This window comes from Erwinia sp. L03-1 (genome assembly GCF_058686115.1).
Genome location: NZ_CM178762.1, coordinates 2,370,932 through 2,389,585 on the forward strand (window position 1 = coordinate 2,370,932; position 18,654 = coordinate 2,389,585).

The following is an 18,654-nucleotide window of genomic DNA, read 5'->3' on the forward strand; positions in this document are numbered from 1 at the left end:
GGCACGGGGAAATATAAAACGGAAGAAAATAATCATGGATGCGGTGTGGCAGGAGTGACGGCGCCCCTGTCGGCCTTAGCCAGTGGATTAATTACCGGGAAGCATTAGAATACCCTCATGAAAAATCATCCACTCAGTACAGCCACAGAAACCGATCTCCCCCGTCGGGGTCGCCCGCCCGTCCCGGAAGCGACGTTGATTAGCAAGATCCAGCAAAGCACCTTTCATCTGCTGCAAACAAAAGGCGTTGAGGGGGTCAGCGTGGATGAGATCTGCCGGAACGCCAGGGTGGCGAAAAAAACCTTTTACCGGTTTTACGCCGATAAAGAGAGCCTCATTGAGAGGATTATCGTGGACTGGTCCTCCACGCGGGTTATTCCCGACCTGGCCATCCCGCAGAGCCGCGAACAGACCCTGCACATTTTGACCCTGTTTTTTACCGAGCTGGCGCAGCGGGCGCTATCTGCCGAATCTGTCGCCCTCTTCAGGCTGCTGCAAGACGAAAGGGGCAAGCAGCAGCAGTTCCTGAGAATGTATCAGGAGATGGGCATTGAAAACGCAAGCCTGCTGCTGAACAGGTGGTTCGAGCACATTCAGCATCTGCCTTTTATCAACTCTGACTGGCCGCAGAATGCTGCTAAGCAGCTCCAGGCCCTGATTATCTCCCCCGTATTGCGGGAGATCCTGCTGGGACTGACGCCCCCTGTTCCGGCGTATGATATCCGCCCCCGAATCAACGACGCCCTGACGTTTATCTCCCCGCTGCTCTTTCATCGGACGTAACCGTCTCGCCGCCAGCCGTCCAGCCGTTATGCCTGCTTACCCTTTATCACCGTTGCTTACAGCCGCTGGCTTATGTTGCTGCGTCATCGCCCGTATAGTCGATTAAGGAAACGATAGCCGTTTCCTTAATATTCCACCTTCGACAACAAATGGACCCGGCTGATGAGTAACAGAAGACACTTTTTACGCAGCGCAGCGGCAGGCGCAGCGACGCTTGCCGTAGGCAGCAGCCTACTGACGGCAGGCCAGTCATCGGCCAGGGCGGATGATAGCGTGCCGCACAGCGAGCCTGAATCGGCACCGAAAAAGATTATTGCCCTGGAAGAACACTTTATGCTGCCGGAGTTTGTGACCTACCTGGCTGAAACAAAACAGAATATCAAACCGGCGCTGTTCAATAACGTCGTGCCCGTTCTGTCCGACTTCGGTGCGGGCCGTCTGGAGGTGATGGATAAAAACGGCATTGATTTCGCCGTGCTGTCGCTCTCCGGCCCCGGCGTCCAGATTGAGCCAGACAGAGAGCTGGCGGTGAAGCTCGCCCGCTACGCTAACGATCGCCTTGCGAAAGAGATGCATAACAATCCACATCGCTATGGTGGCTTTGCGCATCTTGCGATGCAGGACCCAGAGGAGGCAGCCCGGGAGCTGGAGCGCTGCGTCCGGCAGCTGAAAATGCAGGGGGCAATGATTAACGGCGAAACTAACGGCCTCTATCTCGACGACCGCCGCTACGATGTTTTCTGGGAAAAGGTGCAGGAACTGGATGTGCCTGTCTATCTCCATCCGGGTAATCCACCGGATCGTCCCCATATGTTTACCGATCACCCTGAGATGTGGGGGCCAGTATGGAGCTGGGCGGTTGAAACCTGTAGCCATGCGATGCGCCTGATCTTCAGCGGGACCTTTGACCGTTTCCCCGGCGCTAAAATCATTCTCGGCCATATGGGGGAAACCCTGCCCATCCAGCTCTGGCGACTGGACAGCCGGATCCAGACCGCCAATCTGAAATACGCCCTGAAAGAGGTGCCCTCGTACTACGTGCGCAAGAATATCTTTATCACCACCTCTGGCGTCTGTTGCGATGCCGCGCTGCGCTGTGCGTTAGACAGCATAGGCCCGGAAAATGTGATGTTCTCGGTCGACTATCCATTTGAGAAGACGGATATCGCCAGCCGCTGGATCCGCAGTGCGAGCGTCAGTGAAGCCGAACGGAATGCCGTCGCCTGGCAGAATGCCTCCCGGCTGATGAAGCTCTGATTTGTCGTTACCCGAGCCCCCAGGTTGACGTGACATTGTCACCACGCCTGACTGATTAAAGGTCATTTATGAAAACACTCCCACAAACGGGTGGCTTTACGCTGATGGCCGTGGCCTGCCTGACCATTATGGTTGGCTGCGTTATCGTACCGGGCCTGCCCTCCATTTCCCGCCATCTGGGCGTGGAAAATGCCGCCGGCTGGCTTGTGACGCTTCCGGCACTGGGCGTGGTCCTTTTTGGTCCCCTGGCCGGACGGATTATTGACCGGGCGGGGCTGACGCGTTCACTCCATATCGGACTGTTTTTATATGGCCTGTTCGGTGCGGGTGGCGCTTTTCTACACGGGCACTGGGCGGTATTTACCGACAGGCTGCTACTCGGTATGCCCACCGCGCTGGTGATGGCCAGCGGCACCGCGCTGATCTCATCGTTTTATCACGGCGAGGCCAGGATGCGAATGATTGCCCGTCAGGGAATGTCGATTGAATTGGGCGGCGTCATCTTTTTGTTTCTCGCCGGGCTACTTGCCACCGCAGGCTGGCGCTGGCCGTTTACGCTCTATCTGCTTGCCTGGGTATTACTGGCGATGGTGCTGGCCTATATACCGGGCGACCCACCCACCGCACCGGAAGAGATGGCCGCGTCCGCGCGGGCCAAAACCGGTGCGCTAAGGCTGACCTGTACCGCCGCACTGTTTTCGATGATCTGCTTTTTTACCGCCATTATCCTGCTGCCGCTGCACTTTAACGCCATTGGGGTGAGTGAAGCGCAGACCGGTTATTTTCTCTCCTTCGTCTCGCTGATAGCGGTTTTTGCCGCGTGGCTGATGCCAGAGCTGGTCAGGCGCCTGTCCGGGCGGGTAACGCTTGCCCTGGCTTTTACACTGTATGCCGTGGGGCATCTGCTGTTTGCCTTTGCCCCCTCTATGCCCTTTTTTGTGCCTGGCGGCATCGTCATGGGCTGTGCATTTGGCTTCTCGGTCCCGCTGGTGAATCATCTGATGGTGCAGCTTTCCAGCCCGGCTCAGCGCGGGCGAAATCTTGCCCGCCTTTCCATGGCCCTGTTCCTGGGGCAATTTCTGGCTGGCTTTATGGGGTATCTTCCTGGGGACAGTACGGCGGTGTTTACTGCGGCAGCGCTCATTGCGGCCGCTATGGCCGCGCTGACGTTCATTTATAAGCCTTTTCAATAACCGGCCGCGGGTCCGGGCTTCGGTGATAAGCCTTAGCGATAATCGCCCGCGGGTCCGGGCCATGCCCGCATTTTCGCCGCTGGGCTAAGGTTAGTTATTTTCGTCAGCATGACCCCCGCCGTGTTTCAGGAGCAGCAGAAGCTGGCCGATAAGTTCACCCAAATCGGCCTGCTGCCGGTGAAAGTGGACGTCAGCAGCGCGACCTGGTCGCTCGACAGGAAATAACGCCTGTGCAGGTGGGCGGCCGCGGCTGCCCACCTGCACCTGTGGTCACAGCAGTGAAGATGCCTTAATCTTCCACCCGCGCAGGCTGTCTGGCCTGCTCCGCCGTCGTCGCATAGCGGCTGGTTTTAAAGGGGAGCGACAGTCGCCCGCGCAGGGTAGTCTGGTCTGATGGCTGCCAGTAGCCGCGCGCGGCGAGGATCGGCAGGACAAACTGGGTGATATCCTCCAGCGCCTCCACCAGCACCGGCCCACTGATAATAAAGCCGCTGGCCCCCCCTTCCTCCACCCAGCGAATAAAGGTCTCAGCCACCTGCTCTGGCGTACCGAAAAACTCCCCCCTGGGTAGCGTGGTTTCAAAGGCAACCTGGCGCAGGGTAAGCCCTTCCGCCTTCGCCCGCTGTTTAATACTGTCGGTGGTCGAACGGAAGGTATTCTGTCCCAGATCGTCCAAATCCGGGAACGGCCCGTCCAGCGGATACTGGCTGAAATCATGGTGGTCAAAGAAGCGTCCCAGATACGCCAGCACGTCCTCTGCCGAGAGCAGCGAAAGCAAATGCTGATATTTCGCCTCGGCCTCTTCTGCCGTTTTCCCGACGATCGGGCTGATGCCGGGAAAAATACCCACCGGCTCCCGCCCATTTTTCGCCACTTCTGCCTGGAGCCTGTCGGCATAGATCCGCGCCTCCTCCAGCGTACGGGCATTGGTAAACACCGCATCCGCTGATTTGCCGGCCAGCGCAATGCCGGTTTCTGACGCGCCCGCCTGGAAAATAACCGGCTGCCCCTGGGGGGAGCGCTGGATATTGAGCGGCCCTTCCACCGAGAAATACTCCCCCTGGTGATTCAGCTTATGCAGCTTTGCCGCATCAAAAAACCTGCCGCTCTGCCTGTCGCGAATGAAGGCATCATCCTCCCAGGAGTCCCACAGCCCCTGCACCACGCTGATATACTCCCCGGCAATTTTATAACGCAGCGCGTGATCCGGGTGCGCCTTGCCAAAGTTGCGCGCCGACCCTTCCAGCGGCGAGGTCACTACGTTCCAGCCTGCCCGGCCGCCGCTGATATTATCGAGCGTGGCCAGCTGGCGGGCGACGGTAAAGGGATCGCTGTAGGAGGTGGAAACCGTCCCCGCCAGGCCGATGTTATGCGTCACCGACGCCAGCGCGGAGAGCAGCGTAATGGGCTCAAATCGGTTCAGAAAATGCGGCAGTGATTTCTCATTAATGTGCAGGCCGTCGGCGACGAAGAGAAAATCGAAGCCCGCCTCCTCTGCACGCTGCGCCAGCCCGGTGAAGTAGCGGAAGTTAACGCTGGCATCCACCGGGGCCTTTGGGTGACGCCAGGCGTTCATATGCCCGCCCGCGCCGTGCAGCATCAGTCCGAGTTTAATCGTGGTCGTGTTGCTCATCAGATTTCCTTACTGCTGGCCCGCCAGCAGGGCGATGGAACGCAGACGCTGGCTGGCTTCGGCCAGCGGCGTGTGCAGGATAAATTCGGAGATGTTTAGCCGCTGCTGCAGGGCAGCCAGCTTTTCGTGAATGTGTGCTGCGGTGCCGTGCAGAATGGTCAGCGGCTGCTTATCAATGCGGTAATCGCTGGCCCCCGCCTGACGCACAAACGCCTCTGCCTGGTCGCGCGTACCGACGGTGACGTGTTTGTCCCCCAACGTGACGCGGAAGTTATGCTGATCGGCCACGTGTGCCCGCGCCTCTTCTTCGGTATCGGCAGCCAGCGCCGCCAGGCTCACCAGTGCCTGACCCCGGCCACCGGCATACTCATGGTAAGCCAGCACGGCTTCAGTCATCGCGACCTCGTCGGGGTTGATAAAACCGGCAAAGACAAAGTTCCAGCCCAGGGACGCGGCCAGACGTGCGCTCTCTTTACTGGCCCCCAGCAGAAACCGCTGCGGCGAGGTGGCCGGGGCGGGTAGCGCGCGGGCTTCGTCCCCGGAAGCATTTGCCCCATCCTGATTCAGGTACTGGTCCAGCCGGGTGAGCTGCGTGGTGAAGTCGTCACGGCTTTCCCCTCGTGCGCCCTGAAGCGCCCGGGTAGAAAGCGGCAGCCCGCCCGGTGCCTTGCCGATGCCCAGATCCACCCGATCGGGAGCCAGCGACGCGAGCAGATGGAAATTCTCCGCCACCTTGTAGGGGCTGTAGTGCTGAAGCATCACCCCGCCGGAGCCGATGCGTAGCCGGGCGGTTTTTGCCAGCAGCCAGGCGATCAGCACCTCCGGCGAACTGCCTGCCACCCGATCGCTGTCGTGGTGTTCAGATACCCACAGACGGTGATAGCCCAGCCGCTCGGCCTCGAGCGCAAACGTCAGGGTGGTGCTGAGCGCCTGTTCAGCACGCTCTCCCTCAGCAATGGGGCTTTGATCTAATAAACTCAGTCGGTAATTCACGGCAGCCTTCCTCGCGGTTTTGCATCAGAATTTCATATAAGCCGCCGGGTATTAAATATTAATTCCGACTTAGGTTTTCCGTTATTGTCACAAACCTCCCGGTAATGGAGCACCGTGGTTTTTAATCAGCCCTTATTGTTATTTCGCCCTTAGTTTATTTAGTTTTGTTGTTTTACTTCATCCGCCCCCTGGAGAATAGTGCAGGGAAAGTGGAAAATGAAAATACGGATAAACAGTAAAATGATGAATCGCTGGGAGGAGAGCGTGGAGAAAATAGACCACTCTGAGATTAATCCGCCGGGCCTCGGCGACTGAGCAGGGAGAACCCGATGATTGACGATCGCTTTATTCATACCAGTCCGGACGATCCGCTGATTGAACCGGTGCTTGATGGGCTGTTTGCGGAGTACCGTCAGCGCTACGGTGATTATTTCGCGGCTCAGGCCGAAGAGGTTGAGCCCCTGGGGCTGTACGCCCCACCCGAGGGTGCCTTTATCGTCCTGCTGCGCCATGAGACGCCGATCGCCATGGGGGCGTTTAAACGCTATGACGCCCGCACGGCCGAGCTTAAGCGCATCTGGACGCATCGCTCTATGCGGCGCCAGGGGCTGGCGCAAAAGGTGCTTGCCGAGCTGGAACGTCTGGCACGACTCCAGGGCTATCAGCAGGCGTTTCTCACCACCGGCTTTCGCCAGCCGGAGGCGGTCAGGCTCTACCTGTCCCACGGCTACCAGCCGCAGTTTGATACCTCCGTCGATCCGGAACGTTACTCCCTGCCGCCCTATGACGGGCGTCTGCCCTTTACTAAAGCGCTGTATCATCCGTCCGCGCTGAAGCAGAGTGCATAAGGAGCTGAGATGTCGTCCGATAATCCCGTTCGTTCCGCGCTGTCTGGCTGTTCCGATCGCTGCCGCTGCTGCTGGTACTCTGTAAATGGTGACAGCGTGAATATCGCATTTATTTAAATCACCACTGAGCGCTTCAAGAGTACAGATGGACTACATTATCCTGCGATACCCTGAATATGTTCGCTTTGCAAAATTGATGGAAAGGCTATTAATTTTTCAAATAACAGGAGTCAGTTCCCAAATCACAATGGAATGTGCGGTTATGATATGTTGAAAATCACTCTCTGGGGATAGCATCAGAACCTTCAAGGACGCAGCCCCACAGATTTACAAGCTCTTATAAACCCTAAGGATAAGGAAAATAATATGAGCAAAAGCCATGATCAGGGTACTATAACGGTCGATGCCCCATCATCTAATCCAGGCTCAGAAAGTCCACGTGGTAACAGCGGAGGTAACAAGGGAAATAATGGGTCGCACAATAATAACAAGGGAAATAGCAGTGTAGTCTCCCGAGCCGCAGGTGATACCCTTGCCCGTTCTTTTGGTATCAATCCAGAAGAGTTCACAGGCTATTATATCGATGGAAACGGCGATATTATAGCCGAAGTATCTCTTTTATCACCAGCAGTTCCCACCGTGGATGGATACAGGGTGGGAGTGAACCTCGGTCCTCTACCACCCGGTTTAATTCCCAACAATAATGGGACGACAAATAATGGAAAGAAAGCAGGCTCAAATCCAGGTGGTCTCGTTACTATTTCCTTTAGAGGTGATACTTCCGATGCACGTATTGCCGCGCTGAATAAAATCATAAGCGCTAATGCACCGCTGGTAAACAGTGGCCATTCTGGTCAGAGGATTGTGCGTGCGAAACAGGCAACGTGGCTGGCACAGGCTGAACTGGTGGTGATTAATAATGCACGAAAGCAAAAGGATGCAGAGGACAGGGTAAGAAAAGAGCAGGAAGAACTGGCACGTCAGCGTGAGAAGGAAGCGGCCGAGAAAGCCAGTGCTGAAAGAGAGACGCTGAGCAAAACCAGTGGGCTTATCGCTGATGTAGGTGACCGAATGGGTGAGTATCTTGGAGATAAGTATAAATCGCTGGCTAACGAAATTGCGAATGATATAAAGAACTTCCAGGGGAAAAATATTCGCAGTTACGATCAAGCGATGGCATCGCTGAGCAAAGTCACATCGAACCCTGCGATGAAAATCAATAAAGCAGACAAAGATGCGATTGTTAATGCGTGGAAGCATGTAGATGCTCAGGATATGGCGAATAAACTCAGTAATCTCGGAAAAGCGTTTAAAATTGCTGATAGAGTGATGAAAGTCGAGAAGGTGAGGCAAAAAAGTATCGAAGGATATGAAACTGGAAACTGGGGGCCGCTAATACTGGAAGTAGAGTCCTGGGTGCTGGGCGGGATAGCTGCCAGTCTGGCCTTGGGTTTTTTCTCAGCGACAATTGGGTTTGCTTTGTTATATGCTGGCGTTCCTGCGATAGCTGTGGGAATATCAGGAATTATGTTCGCTGCCATCGTCGGAGCATTGATTGATGACAACGTGGCTGACAAACTAAATCAGCAAATAATCCGCCCCGCAAATTAACTGGAAAGAAAGGCGGTCATTGCCGCCTTTCTTTTAAAAGCCTGCGAGCAATAACAGGAATAAAAAGCACGCCATAGCTCAACATAAATATCACAAAATAGAATCCAATATACGCCAGCAGTAAGAGTGAATTATGCCCTGACATCAGCCGGAGAGGTCTCCCTGCGGTGGTCAGTTCATGATCGCAGCACAATAATAGATAAAAACAAAATGCATAGAAAAATGGACTGAGCAGACAAGAGCGTATAAGCGCCGCTCTGTCAACATTCTTAATCACTTTGCGAATCTTTATCGTACACGCAAAGCATAAAAAAGCCAAAATGGGCGCGGTTTTGCAATAAACATCCATGACCTTAGTCATCAGCGGATTTTTTGCAGATGTTAATCCCGGAAGATCGGCGGTTCTGGCTGCGATATCCTTCAGAATGAAGGAGTCAGCGTTATGCAAATCCATCGCCCAAATCACTACCAGCGGAATAACACCCGCCAACAAAAACAGATAGGACAGCCTGTTTGCTAATTTATTGTCCTCTTCAATACTCCGCATTGCGATTCCTTCGCCTCTGTGCTGGTCACCTTTTTTTCATCATATACCCATCCCGGAGGTAATTACACCGCTCAAACAACCCTGCTGATATCCCCTCACCACTTCATCGCACCCTGCTGCCATGATAGCAGCCGGTCACGCAGGGTAAACAGCAGCGTGAATAGAGCGACAGAGGCAGCAGCGCCGTTGAGGGAACCGGACCCAGCAGGCGCAGTACCGGATGAACCCAGTACCCCAGCCCACGCGACCAGCCGATGGCAACGCCGGTGATAAAGCCACTCAGGCTGCCCAGTACAAAACCTGCCGCCAGCAGCCGCAGCGAATTCAGCACGCTGTCCCCCAGCCGTCGCCAGTCGGTGGCATAGGCCTCAACCAGCGCACGCGGCGGCGCGAAAAAAGGCGCGGGCAGCAGCGCCAGCTTGGCGGTAACCGTTTCCCACAGGGCAATCAGCACGGCCAGCACCACCAGCCAGCGTGCCGACCTGCGCAGCGGGTCGAACAGCCGCCCGTTAAGCACTCTCCCCAGCAGCGTTGCGAGGGCGACTTCGGACGGTATTCTGGTTGGGGAGTCTTCCGGCGCGGTGCTCTTTGCAGCGCGTGAAATTGCCGCAGGCCGGAGAACGCCGGCAAACGTATTGTGGTGATTCTGGCTGACAGCGGCCTGACCTATCTCTCGACCGGGCTGTTTGATCCCCGGCTGACCATTGCGCAAATCGAAGCGGCACTAAACCCAATTTATTTGAATGCATTATAACTACAGCGGATGATTATTAATCTGCAAGATAATACAAGGTAATGTTTCATTGCCATAATGACAGAAAGCCGCCTTAACTGGCGGCCTGTTTTAAAAAATAGATTTATGGCCTGTGGTCTGTATCAAAATCAAAATACCCACAATATGGACAGGCTACTAAATCACCAGGATCGTCTATTTTATCTACAATAGTATTATAAGATACTGTTTCACGGCAATTACTGCACGTCACGATCTCGTTTTGTTCAGCGCAAATTCTGAATGTGTATAAAGTAAAATTGATACCTCTAAATTTTTCCACGGATATCCTCGATTTGAGTATTTAAGGCAACACCGGCGACTTATATTTTTCACAGTAAATTGACTTAGTTGCCTGCACGACAACCCCTGCACCAGCTCTGATTCGTTGCACCGGTAGGTACAGTTCTCAACCCAAACAAAATCTGAAGCTCGCCAGCTGTATATGCAGTAATTTTTTTACACTTTGGACAGGTGTGCGGGAGGTTAACCAGACCTACCATATGACTTCTCCTTATGCGCTACTGCGCTTTAATGGACCTGCAAGGATTATCGGTTGAAGTAAGGTTATCTTTAGAGAAATTTATGAGATATTTAAATCTAACACAGGCGATTTAACTTAAGTTTTCATGCGCCTGAGGTTGAATTAGCGGGCATGTAGTGGTTGCAGTGGCACGTATAAGATAAAAAAGGCCGGTTTCCCGGCCTGTGGCATCAGTTATTAACGGGAATAACCGCGCCTTTATATTTGGTGCGGATCCAGTCCTGAATTGATTTAGAGTGCAGAACGGTAACCAGTGCTTTAATGTCTGGCTTATTCTCATCACCGCGATGCACGGTGATGATATTGGCATACGGGTTATTCTCGCCGCTCTCAACCGCAATCGGATCTTTAACCGGATCCAGACCCGCATCAATCGCGTAGTTCGCGTTAATCACTACCGCGTCACCTTCATCGTTGTTATACATCTGCGGCAGCAGTGCGCCCTCAACGTTTGCGAGGAATTGCAGATGCTTAGGGTTGTCCACAATATCACTGATGCGCGCATCCACTTTGCTGACGCCTGGCTTAAGCTTAATCACGCCGGCCTTTTCGAAAATCGAGAGAATACGCCCCTCTTCGGCTACGGCGTCACGCATGATCACTTTGCCATTCTGCGGCAGATCCTTCAGCGACTTATACTTTTTGGAGTAGATGCCAATCGGTTCGATATGAATGGCGCCCGCGCTGACAAAGTCATAGCTTTTATCGCCCGCATGATCTTTCAGCACGCTGTTCAGGTAGGGAACGTGCTGAAAGTAGTTCGCATCAATGTCGTGGCTGGCCAGCGCCGTGTTCGGCAGGATGTAATCCTGGAAAGGCTTGATCTCAAGGTCGATACCCTGCTTAGCCAGAATCGGTTTTGCCTGCTCCAGGATTTCCGCGTGCGGGACATTGGAAGCGCCCACGGTCAGGGTATCTGCCCACGCGCTCAGACTCAGCGCGCCCAGGGTGGCCGCAGCCAGCAGCGTCAGTGTTTTTTTCATTATTCCATCCTTAACGTTAACGTTTGTCGAGCCGTGTAGTAATGACATCACCTAAAAACTGGATGATAAAAACAATCACCAGAATCATCACCGTTGCCACCAGCGTGACGTCACTGTGGTTACGCTGGAAACCTTCAAGGTAGGCCAGATTACCCAGGCCACCCGCGCCAATCACCCCCGCCATCGCGCTGTAGCTGACCAGCGCTATCAGGGTGACCGTAATACCGGAAACCAGCGCAGGAGAGGATTCAGGCAGCAGAACGCGGAACACCAGCGTACTCAGTCGCGCGCCCATTGAACGCGTGGCTTCAATCACGCCACGGTCTACCTCACGCAGGGCGATCTCCACCAGCCGGGCATAGAAAGGCGCCGCGCCGACGATCAGCGCCGGAAGTGCCGCATTCGCGCCCAGAATGGTGCCGATTAGCGTTTTGGTGAAGGGGATCAGCAGTACGATCAGAATGATAAAGGGGATAGAACGGAACACGTTGACCAGAATCGAAATGACCGAATAGAGCACGCGATTCTGATACAGCCCGCCGCGCGCAGTCAGAAACAGCACCAGCCCCAGCAGCAGCCCCAGCACAAAGGTTGCAACGCCTGAGAGTGCAGTCATATAAAGCGTTTCGCAGGTTGCTGACCAGAGCTGATCCAGCTTCAAATGCGGAAAAAGTGTCTCAATCATGATTGACTACCTCGGTCGTGACGGCGCGGGCATGCAGATCGGCCAGTATATTCTCCAGCTGAGCACCGCTGGCCGGGACCTGTAGCCACAGCTCACCGAAGGTGCCGTGGGCGGTTTGGGTCATTTTTCCATGCAGGATATTGAACGGCAGCGCGTATTTCAGCGTCAGCTCGCCCACGATGGGCTGGCTGGTATTCTGCCCGACAAAGGTCAGCTTCAGTACGCTGCCCGCGTCGCCATCAACCAGTGCGGCGTTAAAGGGCGTATCGGCGCTGCTGTATTCCGTGGTTTGCTTCACAAACTGGCGGGTAATAGACTTCTGCGGATGCGTAAACACCGACAGCACCTCGCCCTCCTCCACAATTCTGCCTTCCTCCATCACCGCAACCCGATGACAGATTTTGCGAACCACATACATTTCGTGGGTGATCAGCACGATGGTGAGCTGAAGTTTGCGATTAATATCCAGCAGCAATTCAAGAATGGCATCGGTGGTCTGCGGGTCAAGGGCTGATGTCGCCTCGTCGCAGAGCAGAACTTCCGGGTTATTCGCCAGCGCGCGGGCGATGCCCACACGCTGCTTCTGGCCGCCGCTGAGCTTTGACGGATAGGTATTCTCTTTGCCAGCCAGTCCCACCAGCTCAATCAGCTCTTTTACCCGCGCCTGTATCTGGGCCTTAGGGGCCCCGGCAATTTGCAGGGAAAACGCAATATTCTCACTGACGGTACGTGACCACAGCAGGTTAAAATGTTGGAACACCATGCTGATTTTTAGCCTTGCCGCGCGCAGGGCTTCGCCGTTTGTCGTCGCAATATTCTGCCCGGCAATCGTCACGCTGCCGGCGGTGGGCTTTTCCAGCCCGTTAAGCAGGCGAATGAGCGTGCTTTTGCCTGCGCCGCTGTAGCCGATAATGCCATATATTTGTCCCTGTCCTACCTCAAGGCTGACATCGTCAACCGCGGTGACCGGACCGGCGCTGGTGTTGAAAATCCTGGAAACGTTGCGCAAAACTATCATCGGGTGGAGCCTGCTGTTGTTATGTACAAAAATCGACGACCAATTAAGTAAACTGATTAAAATGAATACATTATTGTCTGGGCTAATGTCCTCGCGATAGTAGAGGTGACTATTGAGGGTGAAAAGGACCATTAGGAAATGAGTTATAACGAAATTGAATAAGGGTTGCGCTCTGCTTACTGCGGGGAATTATAGCCTGCCCTGAGGCGGTGGGCAGGCTGGTACATCCAGCTATTGGTGCAGTTATGCGGGTGTTATTTGACGTTCAGTATGAAGTTATCGAAGTGAACGTCTGACGTGGTGCCGGACAGTCTGAACGCATTCACCTCAATCCCCAGCGTCGCGGTATTAATGGGTAAATCCAGTGAAACACGGTTATCCGTCCACTTACGGGGGTTATGAATCGAACGGGTATAGGTTCTGCTGACCTCCACGCCTCTTTGGTCCCTTGCTATCAGCCACACCTCACCATAATCCCCATCCCCCCACCCGTTAGATTGAAACCTGAGAGTTGCTACGGCTTTACCTGTTGAGACCACGTCAGCATCAAGCGCTACCTCCTGGCTTATCCGATCGTTGTTATCGGGATAGCTGCCACCGTTACGCCCGGTGAAAAAGTAGTTTCCGTCCACCGAATAGATATCATCCTGGGTGACAATCGCCCGAAACTGTCCTTTTTCCCGTTTCCAGCCATTCAGATTCCCCGTTTCAGCTGAGGGGTTTTGTAATGCGGTGGGAAGGACTCTCTCAACGTTCAGTTCAAACTGATCGAAGTGGACATCAGAGGTCGTTCCGGAGAATCTGTACGCATTAACCTCAACGATTAGCGTAGCGGCACCGATCGGCAACTCCAGTGAAACGCGGTTATCCGTCCACTTATGGAGGTTATGGACCGAACGGATAGAGGTTTTGCTGACCTCTACGCCTCTTTGGTCCCTTGCTATCAGCCACACCTCACCATAATCCCCATCTCCCCACCCGTTAGATTGAAATCTGAGGGTCGCCAGGGCTTTACCCGCTGAGACCATGACGGTATCAAGCGCCACCTCCTGGCTTATCCGGTCGTGATTATCGGGATAGTCGCCGCCATTGCGCCCGGTGAAAAAGTAGTTTCCATCTGCCGCATGGATATCATCCTGCATAGCGATCGTGCGAAACTCCCCTTTTTCCCGTTTCCAGCCATTCAGGTTCCCCGTCTCAGCTGAGGGGTTTTGTAGTGCGGCGGGAAGGACTCTCTCAACGTTCAGTTCAAACTGATCGAAGTGGACATCAGAGGTCGTTCCGGAGAGTCTGTACGCATTAACCTCAACGATTAGCGTAGCGGCACCGATCGGCAACTCCAGTGAAACGCGGTTATCCGTCCACTCTCCTTTAGCATGAATGGAAAGGATGGAAGTTCTGCCTACCTCAATACCAGACCGATTCCTGGCAATCAGCCACACTTCGCCATAATCACCGTCTCCCCACCCGTTAGATTTAAATGTCAGGGTTGCTACGGTTTTACCTGATGAAACCATGACAGTATCAAGCGCCACCTGCTGGCTCATACGATCGTTATTATCGGGCCAGTAGCCGCCGCTACGCGCGGTAAAAAAGGAATCTCCCTCAGCCGCCAGAATATTATCCTGCCCGGTAACTACCCTGAATTGCCCTTTATCCAGCGTCCATCCAGAGAGATCGCCACTCTCAGCGGAGGCGTTTAAGAGCGTGGCGGGATAGCCATTATTGAATTCATGGCCATTGATGGTATAGAGACTCCTTTCAGTAGCCTGCCCGATATCCATTGAGGCTACACTCTTCCCTTTTATAAAAAGGGTTGCCCTAACCGGATTAAGCCGCGCCTCAAAATTTATATGAAACTTATTCATTACTTCAGCACCAAACCTGATATAGGCTAACCTGAAATACCAGTTACCGTTGCCCTGGGTTTGCACTTCAATATAACACTGATTTGATGTCTCTCCATCTGAGGGATAAACCATACCATAGGATCCGTGAAGTGGAGGATACATATAGCTGGTCATAATCTGAAAGGGATCATAATAGCCCACCAGGGTAACTACGGAAACACCCTGTTTAAAGGGGATCTTAACTTCACGACCGCTGGCCGGGTCAGACAATATGGTATTTATCCACGGAACCATTGCTCTGTCGGTCGCGTTCCACTTTTTAAACCCGGTAGGTGACGCGGCATCAAAAACAGCTTTATTTTCCAGGAAAATCTGGGCCTTATTCAGTACGTAAGGGGTATAAAGTGTGAAGTTATTTGCATCTTTATAAAGAGGTTTACCACCGGCCATGGCATCACGCCCAAAACTATGGCCCTCAAAGGGTGCAGCACAAATACCCTCCTGACAGGTTGGCAGGTTTGTTACCGCGTTTTCAACGTTAGGAATAAATGCGTTATTATCGCTGTCCCACCCCCAGCAGGAATTTACTTCAGAGGGGCGATTATGAATCGAACCTGCAAAATCACCTTCGTAATGGCCCAGACCAAAATTATGACCTACCTCATGACTGAATTCATTACCCACGCTGTCTTCAAGGGTAACAATCCCACCGCCGCCAGACAATCCATGAACAATTATTCCGTTAACATATTTTCCGACGGAGTTATGCGCCGCCAGCTGCGCAACGCTATAAGGATGACTGTCTTCGCCGGTTCCTTTAGAGGAATTGATACCATAATTAGCATTATCAATACCCAGTGAGATCAGTTCTTTGCCTATACGTTGCCGCATGGTGCCATCGTAGATGCCGCCGGTGCTGGGGTCATAATCTTTTAATAAACGCCCATCTGGCAACATAACCTCAGTGAAATACTGAGGCTCGTAACGTGAGACCACTAATTTTTTTACCGGTATTTGATGAAAATATTGTCGGTGATACTCAGATACAGACTGAAAAGTAAAATGCCCACGAAAAGGGGTCAACATGCCTAAATCAATGGTATGAATAATGAGTTCAGACGGCGCGCCCACAGTAATATCATGCAGGCTGCCCATCTTGCCATTATGCTCAAATTCAAGTTTTATCCCCGGCTCAATCAGCGTTGCAGGTAATATAGCTGACCAGAATCCTTCGCCGTAGATAATCCCGTCCAGTGCCACGGGCCGGGTTAGCTTTTCCGGTGTAAGCATTGTATAGCGCCCAACCACTGAGCCCGCAGCATTTTCCACACGCATAACGACTGAAGGATTATTTCCAGAACCCGGCGCTGGCTTAAATAACACCATCGTTTTACGGTTAGCCGTTAAATGCGGTTGAATATCCCCTGCGATATGCCTGCCTTGCGGGATAATACTATTCTGCACAAATAAAATGTTTGCTACAAGTTCACCATTAAGATCATCATTTACCGGATTAGTGTTAAAGCAAACTTCAGGAATAGCAGATAAAGCATTTATTATATTCATAGAATTCTCTACCTGGACAGATGGCATAACCTTAAGGCAGCCTGTTCGCCACCCCCACATAAGGATTTGAGCATAGGTTATCTGCCATCCGCATTCAATAGCCTCGCGGGTGAAGTCAATATCAAATTAGTTGCCTGAGAATTAAATAATGTTGTGCATGGGAAAAGTAAATATGAGAAGAAATCCGTAGCGGAGGGGGATCATTCTGTATGGACAGAAATAATTACCGCCGCCATAGCGAATACTATGACGGCGGCAGGCGTAACGCGATGAATTAATTTTACCTACCTAAAGTCGGTAAGAAAATTATTTCTTTGATCCGCCTTTTTTTCCAGCTTCAGAAGCTTTTTCTCGATCATTCTTGAAGTTGCCAGCGCCGCTGCCCTGGCCGCCCTTTTTACCTGCGTCTGATGCTTTTTCACGATCTTCGTTTTCACGATGCTGAGTCATACAAAATTCCTCTTCGTGTTAAAAGATATCCTGCTGGAATACAATCCTGTTAAAAATGGAAGCCACCCCAGCAGGCCTCTTGCCTTTATAAGGCTAGCAGGCTGCGGGGCCTTTGCAAGAATGGGGTGCGACATCAATCACAAAATAATAAATATTCTTATCTTCATGATTAGCTTATAAATTACATCATACAGGTGAATATCTGAATGTAAGAAAAAAACCCTTGTCTGAATTAATTCAGGAAATCCTTTTATTTATCAGTCGCTATATGTAACCGTCCGCAATAAATAAAATGATGATAAGGATAGCGGAAAATAACATTTATCATGGGTGGCTTTCGATACGCCCCGCGGCAGCGATTCGATATCACTGCCGGGGCGCATCCGGTCTGCGATAACGACCGTATTCGGGCATGAGTTACGGCTCAGAAACCTGTTTCGCTTCTACGCGCGTATGCTGCCCACGCCCTTTAACGTAGCCGCTGATGCGAACCTGGTCATCAGCACCATATTTTCGCCCCTTCCATGCAGCATGAGGAACGGTGACATCAATGGTGCCGGACTTATCGCGAAAAATAAACGTATCGCGCCCGGTTTGCTTGATCAAATTCCCCTCCAGCGTTACCCACGCCCCATCCCTGAGATCGCGAATGCCACTGATCTGACTTTCGGTTGTGTCCTCGGTGCCTTTATACCCGGCATCCTTCTTCTGCGGCGGTGGTGGTGCCTCTCCCCCTTTAAATCCCCCGTCATCGGCCATTACATTCAAGCTAAAAGCCAGCAGGGCTGCCAGCGTCAGGATTTTTTTCATCTTATCTCCTTAATGTTACAGGCTATCTCAAGCAACGTTGTGTTATTCATCCTGGCACACCGTTGGGGGTTTGAGTAATATCCCCCCCGCAACTGCTGCATAATTACGCATGATATCGATGAATCTGCGATCGTCGCTTTTACCAAATGCTAACAATTTTAAGATGAACCCTAACGGTAAGTGACTGTTTATGCCGATGCCGTAGCAGTACTATAGGAGGTCCTAAGCCGTAGTGGATAACGAGGTACTATGATTTATCGTTTCACCCTGGCCGCCGCTGTGGCCGCCATAACGCTCACCGGATGTGCTAAAAATCAGGCCGGTGGGCCTCCACCCGATTTCTTCTCCGGTCCTTCCCAGATAGATGTTTCACACTTAACCACCAAAGCCGATGATGGTTCCTCGGTATTTGTGACCATTGACGGCAATGAGGGAGGCATGCTGACCCGCGGTGAGAGTAAAGCCCTACATATTCCCGACGGGAAACATAAAGTGGGCGGCTATGTTCGTACGCTGTTCGGCTATGGTCGCGTGACTATCGATCCTATCACCGTCGTTTCGAAGAAGGGTGAGGTCAGGCATGTTGCCTATTCGGTCACCCGGAATAAGCCCTCCTTTACCGATCGGGGCGAAACGCCGCTCCCTCCAGCGCCTGAAAAACCGGCTGCGCCAGCGGTAGCGCAGCAGAGCACCGCAACCGCTCAGCCCACGGCAACCGCAGCGCAGCAGACCACCGCGACCGCTCAGCCCGCGGCAACCGCTACGCAGCAGACCACCACGACCGCTCAGCCTGCGGCAACCGCAGCGCAGCAGACCACCACGACCGCTGCCGCTGCGGCGCAGCAAAGTTCTCCCTCTGCAACTGAGAATAGTACGACCTCAGCGGCTGAAGCCGCCTCCACGCAGCAGATTATTGATGCTTATGGGGAGACATCCTCCCAGGAGTAAGCGCTTAAGTCTGACCCGGCGGGTAAATCCCTTTCCCGGCGTCAGGCTGCTCAACGTTGCGTGGAAGGGACTCCGCGCACCGGATTGTCATCTTTACCCCCTCTCAACACCTGTTCCTCACTGAGAAAATCGATAAACACGCTTACCTTTGACAGCATATAAG

General features: G+C 53.0%; 15 protein-coding genes and 2 pseudogenes. 7 read left to right on the forward strand and 10 right to left on the reverse strand.

The genetic code is table 11. The annotated features are described in order from the left end of the window. The first annotated feature begins 117 nt into the window (after positions 1-117). The 4 genes and pseudogenes from AC4PCC_RS11010 to AC4PCC_RS11025 all read left to right on the forward strand — a co-directional run. Positions 118-783: a TetR/AcrR family transcriptional regulator gene (locus tag AC4PCC_RS11010; protein WP_492127402.1), complete on the forward strand. Its 666-nt coding sequence runs from the start codon at positions 118-120 to the stop codon at positions 781-783. Positions 784-945: 162 nt separating this feature from the next. Further along, a complete protein-coding gene (locus AC4PCC_RS11015; protein ID WP_492127403.1) occupies positions 946-2,040 on the forward strand; it encodes an amidohydrolase family protein in 1,095 nt (364 codons plus the stop codon). A 68-nt stretch (positions 2,041-2,108) separates the two neighbouring features. Next, a complete protein-coding gene (locus AC4PCC_RS11020) occupies positions 2,109-3,233 on the forward strand; it encodes an MFS transporter (protein WP_492127404.1) in 1,125 nt (374 codons plus the stop codon). A gap of 108 nt (positions 3,234-3,341) precedes the next feature. Then, positions 3,342-3,458 (forward strand): annotated as a pseudogene (locus tag AC4PCC_RS11025) (sulfonate ABC transporter substrate-binding protein); the annotation flags it as partial. Positions 3,459-3,522: 64 nt separating this feature from the next. Here the strand turns inward: AC4PCC_RS11025 and AC4PCC_RS11030 are convergent. Together AC4PCC_RS11030 and AC4PCC_RS11035 are read right to left on the reverse strand one after the other, a co-directional pair. Continuing rightward, the gene (locus AC4PCC_RS11030) at positions 3,523-4,866 is read right to left on the reverse strand and encodes an LLM class flavin-dependent oxidoreductase (RefSeq protein ID WP_492127405.1); all 1,344 of its coding nucleotides are present in this window, start codon (positions 4,864-4,866) and stop codon (positions 3,523-3,525) included. Between the two features lie 9 nt (positions 4,867-4,875). Beyond that, positions 4,876-5,859, reverse strand: coding sequence for an MsnO8 family LLM class oxidoreductase (locus AC4PCC_RS11035; RefSeq protein ID WP_492127406.1), 984 nt, complete (start codon positions 5,857-5,859; stop codon positions 4,876-4,878). A 329-nt stretch (positions 5,860-6,188) separates the two neighbouring features. Between AC4PCC_RS11035 and AC4PCC_RS11040 the strand changes: the two genes are divergently transcribed. Together AC4PCC_RS11040 and AC4PCC_RS11045 are read left to right on the forward strand one after the other, a co-directional pair. Continuing rightward, a complete protein-coding gene (locus AC4PCC_RS11040) occupies positions 6,189-6,707 on the forward strand; it encodes a GNAT family N-acetyltransferase (RefSeq protein ID WP_067701968.1) in 519 nt (172 codons plus the stop codon). Between the two features lie 366 nt (positions 6,708-7,073). After that, positions 7,074-8,318, forward strand: a complete 1,245-nt coding sequence (locus AC4PCC_RS11045) for an MAP7 domain-containing protein (protein WP_492127407.1) — start codon at positions 7,074-7,076, stop codon at positions 8,316-8,318. Positions 8,319-8,334: 16 nt separating this feature from the next. Here AC4PCC_RS11045 and AC4PCC_RS11050 read toward each other — a convergent pair whose 3' ends face one another. The 8 genes and pseudogenes from AC4PCC_RS11050 to AC4PCC_RS11085 form a co-directional block, all read right to left on the reverse strand. Next, positions 8,335-8,865: a colicin immunity protein gene (locus AC4PCC_RS11050; protein ID WP_492127408.1), complete on the reverse strand. Its 531-nt coding sequence runs from the start codon at positions 8,863-8,865 to the stop codon at positions 8,335-8,337. A gap of 160 nt (positions 8,866-9,025) precedes the next feature. Next, positions 9,026-9,355: pseudogene (locus AC4PCC_RS11055) on the reverse strand (ABC transporter permease); the annotation flags it as partial. 996 nt (positions 9,356-10,351) lie between these two features. Next, on the reverse strand, positions 10,352-11,164 hold the full coding sequence (locus AC4PCC_RS11060) for a MetQ/NlpA family ABC transporter substrate-binding protein (protein ID WP_067701985.1): 813 nt from the start codon (positions 11,162-11,164) through the stop codon (positions 10,352-10,354). A 16-nt stretch (positions 11,165-11,180) separates the two neighbouring features. After that, entirely contained in the window at positions 11,181-11,849 is a 669-nt protein-coding gene (locus AC4PCC_RS11065; RefSeq protein ID WP_345831494.1) for a methionine ABC transporter permease, read from the reverse strand. Next, on the reverse strand, positions 11,842-12,867 hold the full coding sequence (locus AC4PCC_RS11070; protein WP_492127409.1) for a methionine ABC transporter ATP-binding protein: 1,026 nt from the start codon (positions 12,865-12,867) through the stop codon (positions 11,842-11,844). Before AC4PCC_RS11070 ends, AC4PCC_RS11065 begins: the two co-directional genes overlap by 8 nt. A gap of 254 nt (positions 12,868-13,121) precedes the next feature. Continuing rightward, a complete protein-coding gene (locus tag AC4PCC_RS11075) occupies positions 13,122-16,007 on the reverse strand; it encodes a M66 family metalloprotease (RefSeq protein ID WP_492127410.1) in 2,886 nt (961 codons plus the stop codon). Positions 16,008-16,589: 582 nt separating this feature from the next. After that, positions 16,590-16,733: a con-10 family general stress protein gene (locus AC4PCC_RS11080; RefSeq protein ID WP_067701999.1), complete on the reverse strand. Its 144-nt coding sequence runs from the start codon at positions 16,731-16,733 to the stop codon at positions 16,590-16,592. A gap of 417 nt (positions 16,734-17,150) precedes the next feature. Continuing rightward, on the reverse strand, positions 17,151-17,543 hold the full coding sequence (locus AC4PCC_RS11085) for a YgiW/YdeI family stress tolerance OB fold protein (RefSeq protein ID WP_492127411.1): 393 nt from the start codon (positions 17,541-17,543) through the stop codon (positions 17,151-17,153). 249 nt (positions 17,544-17,792) lie between these two features. Between AC4PCC_RS11085 and AC4PCC_RS11090 the strand changes: the two genes are divergently transcribed. Continuing rightward, a complete protein-coding gene (locus AC4PCC_RS11090; RefSeq protein WP_492127412.1) occupies positions 17,793-18,491 on the forward strand; it encodes a hypothetical protein in 699 nt (232 codons plus the stop codon). Positions 18,492-18,654 lie beyond the last annotated feature (163 nt).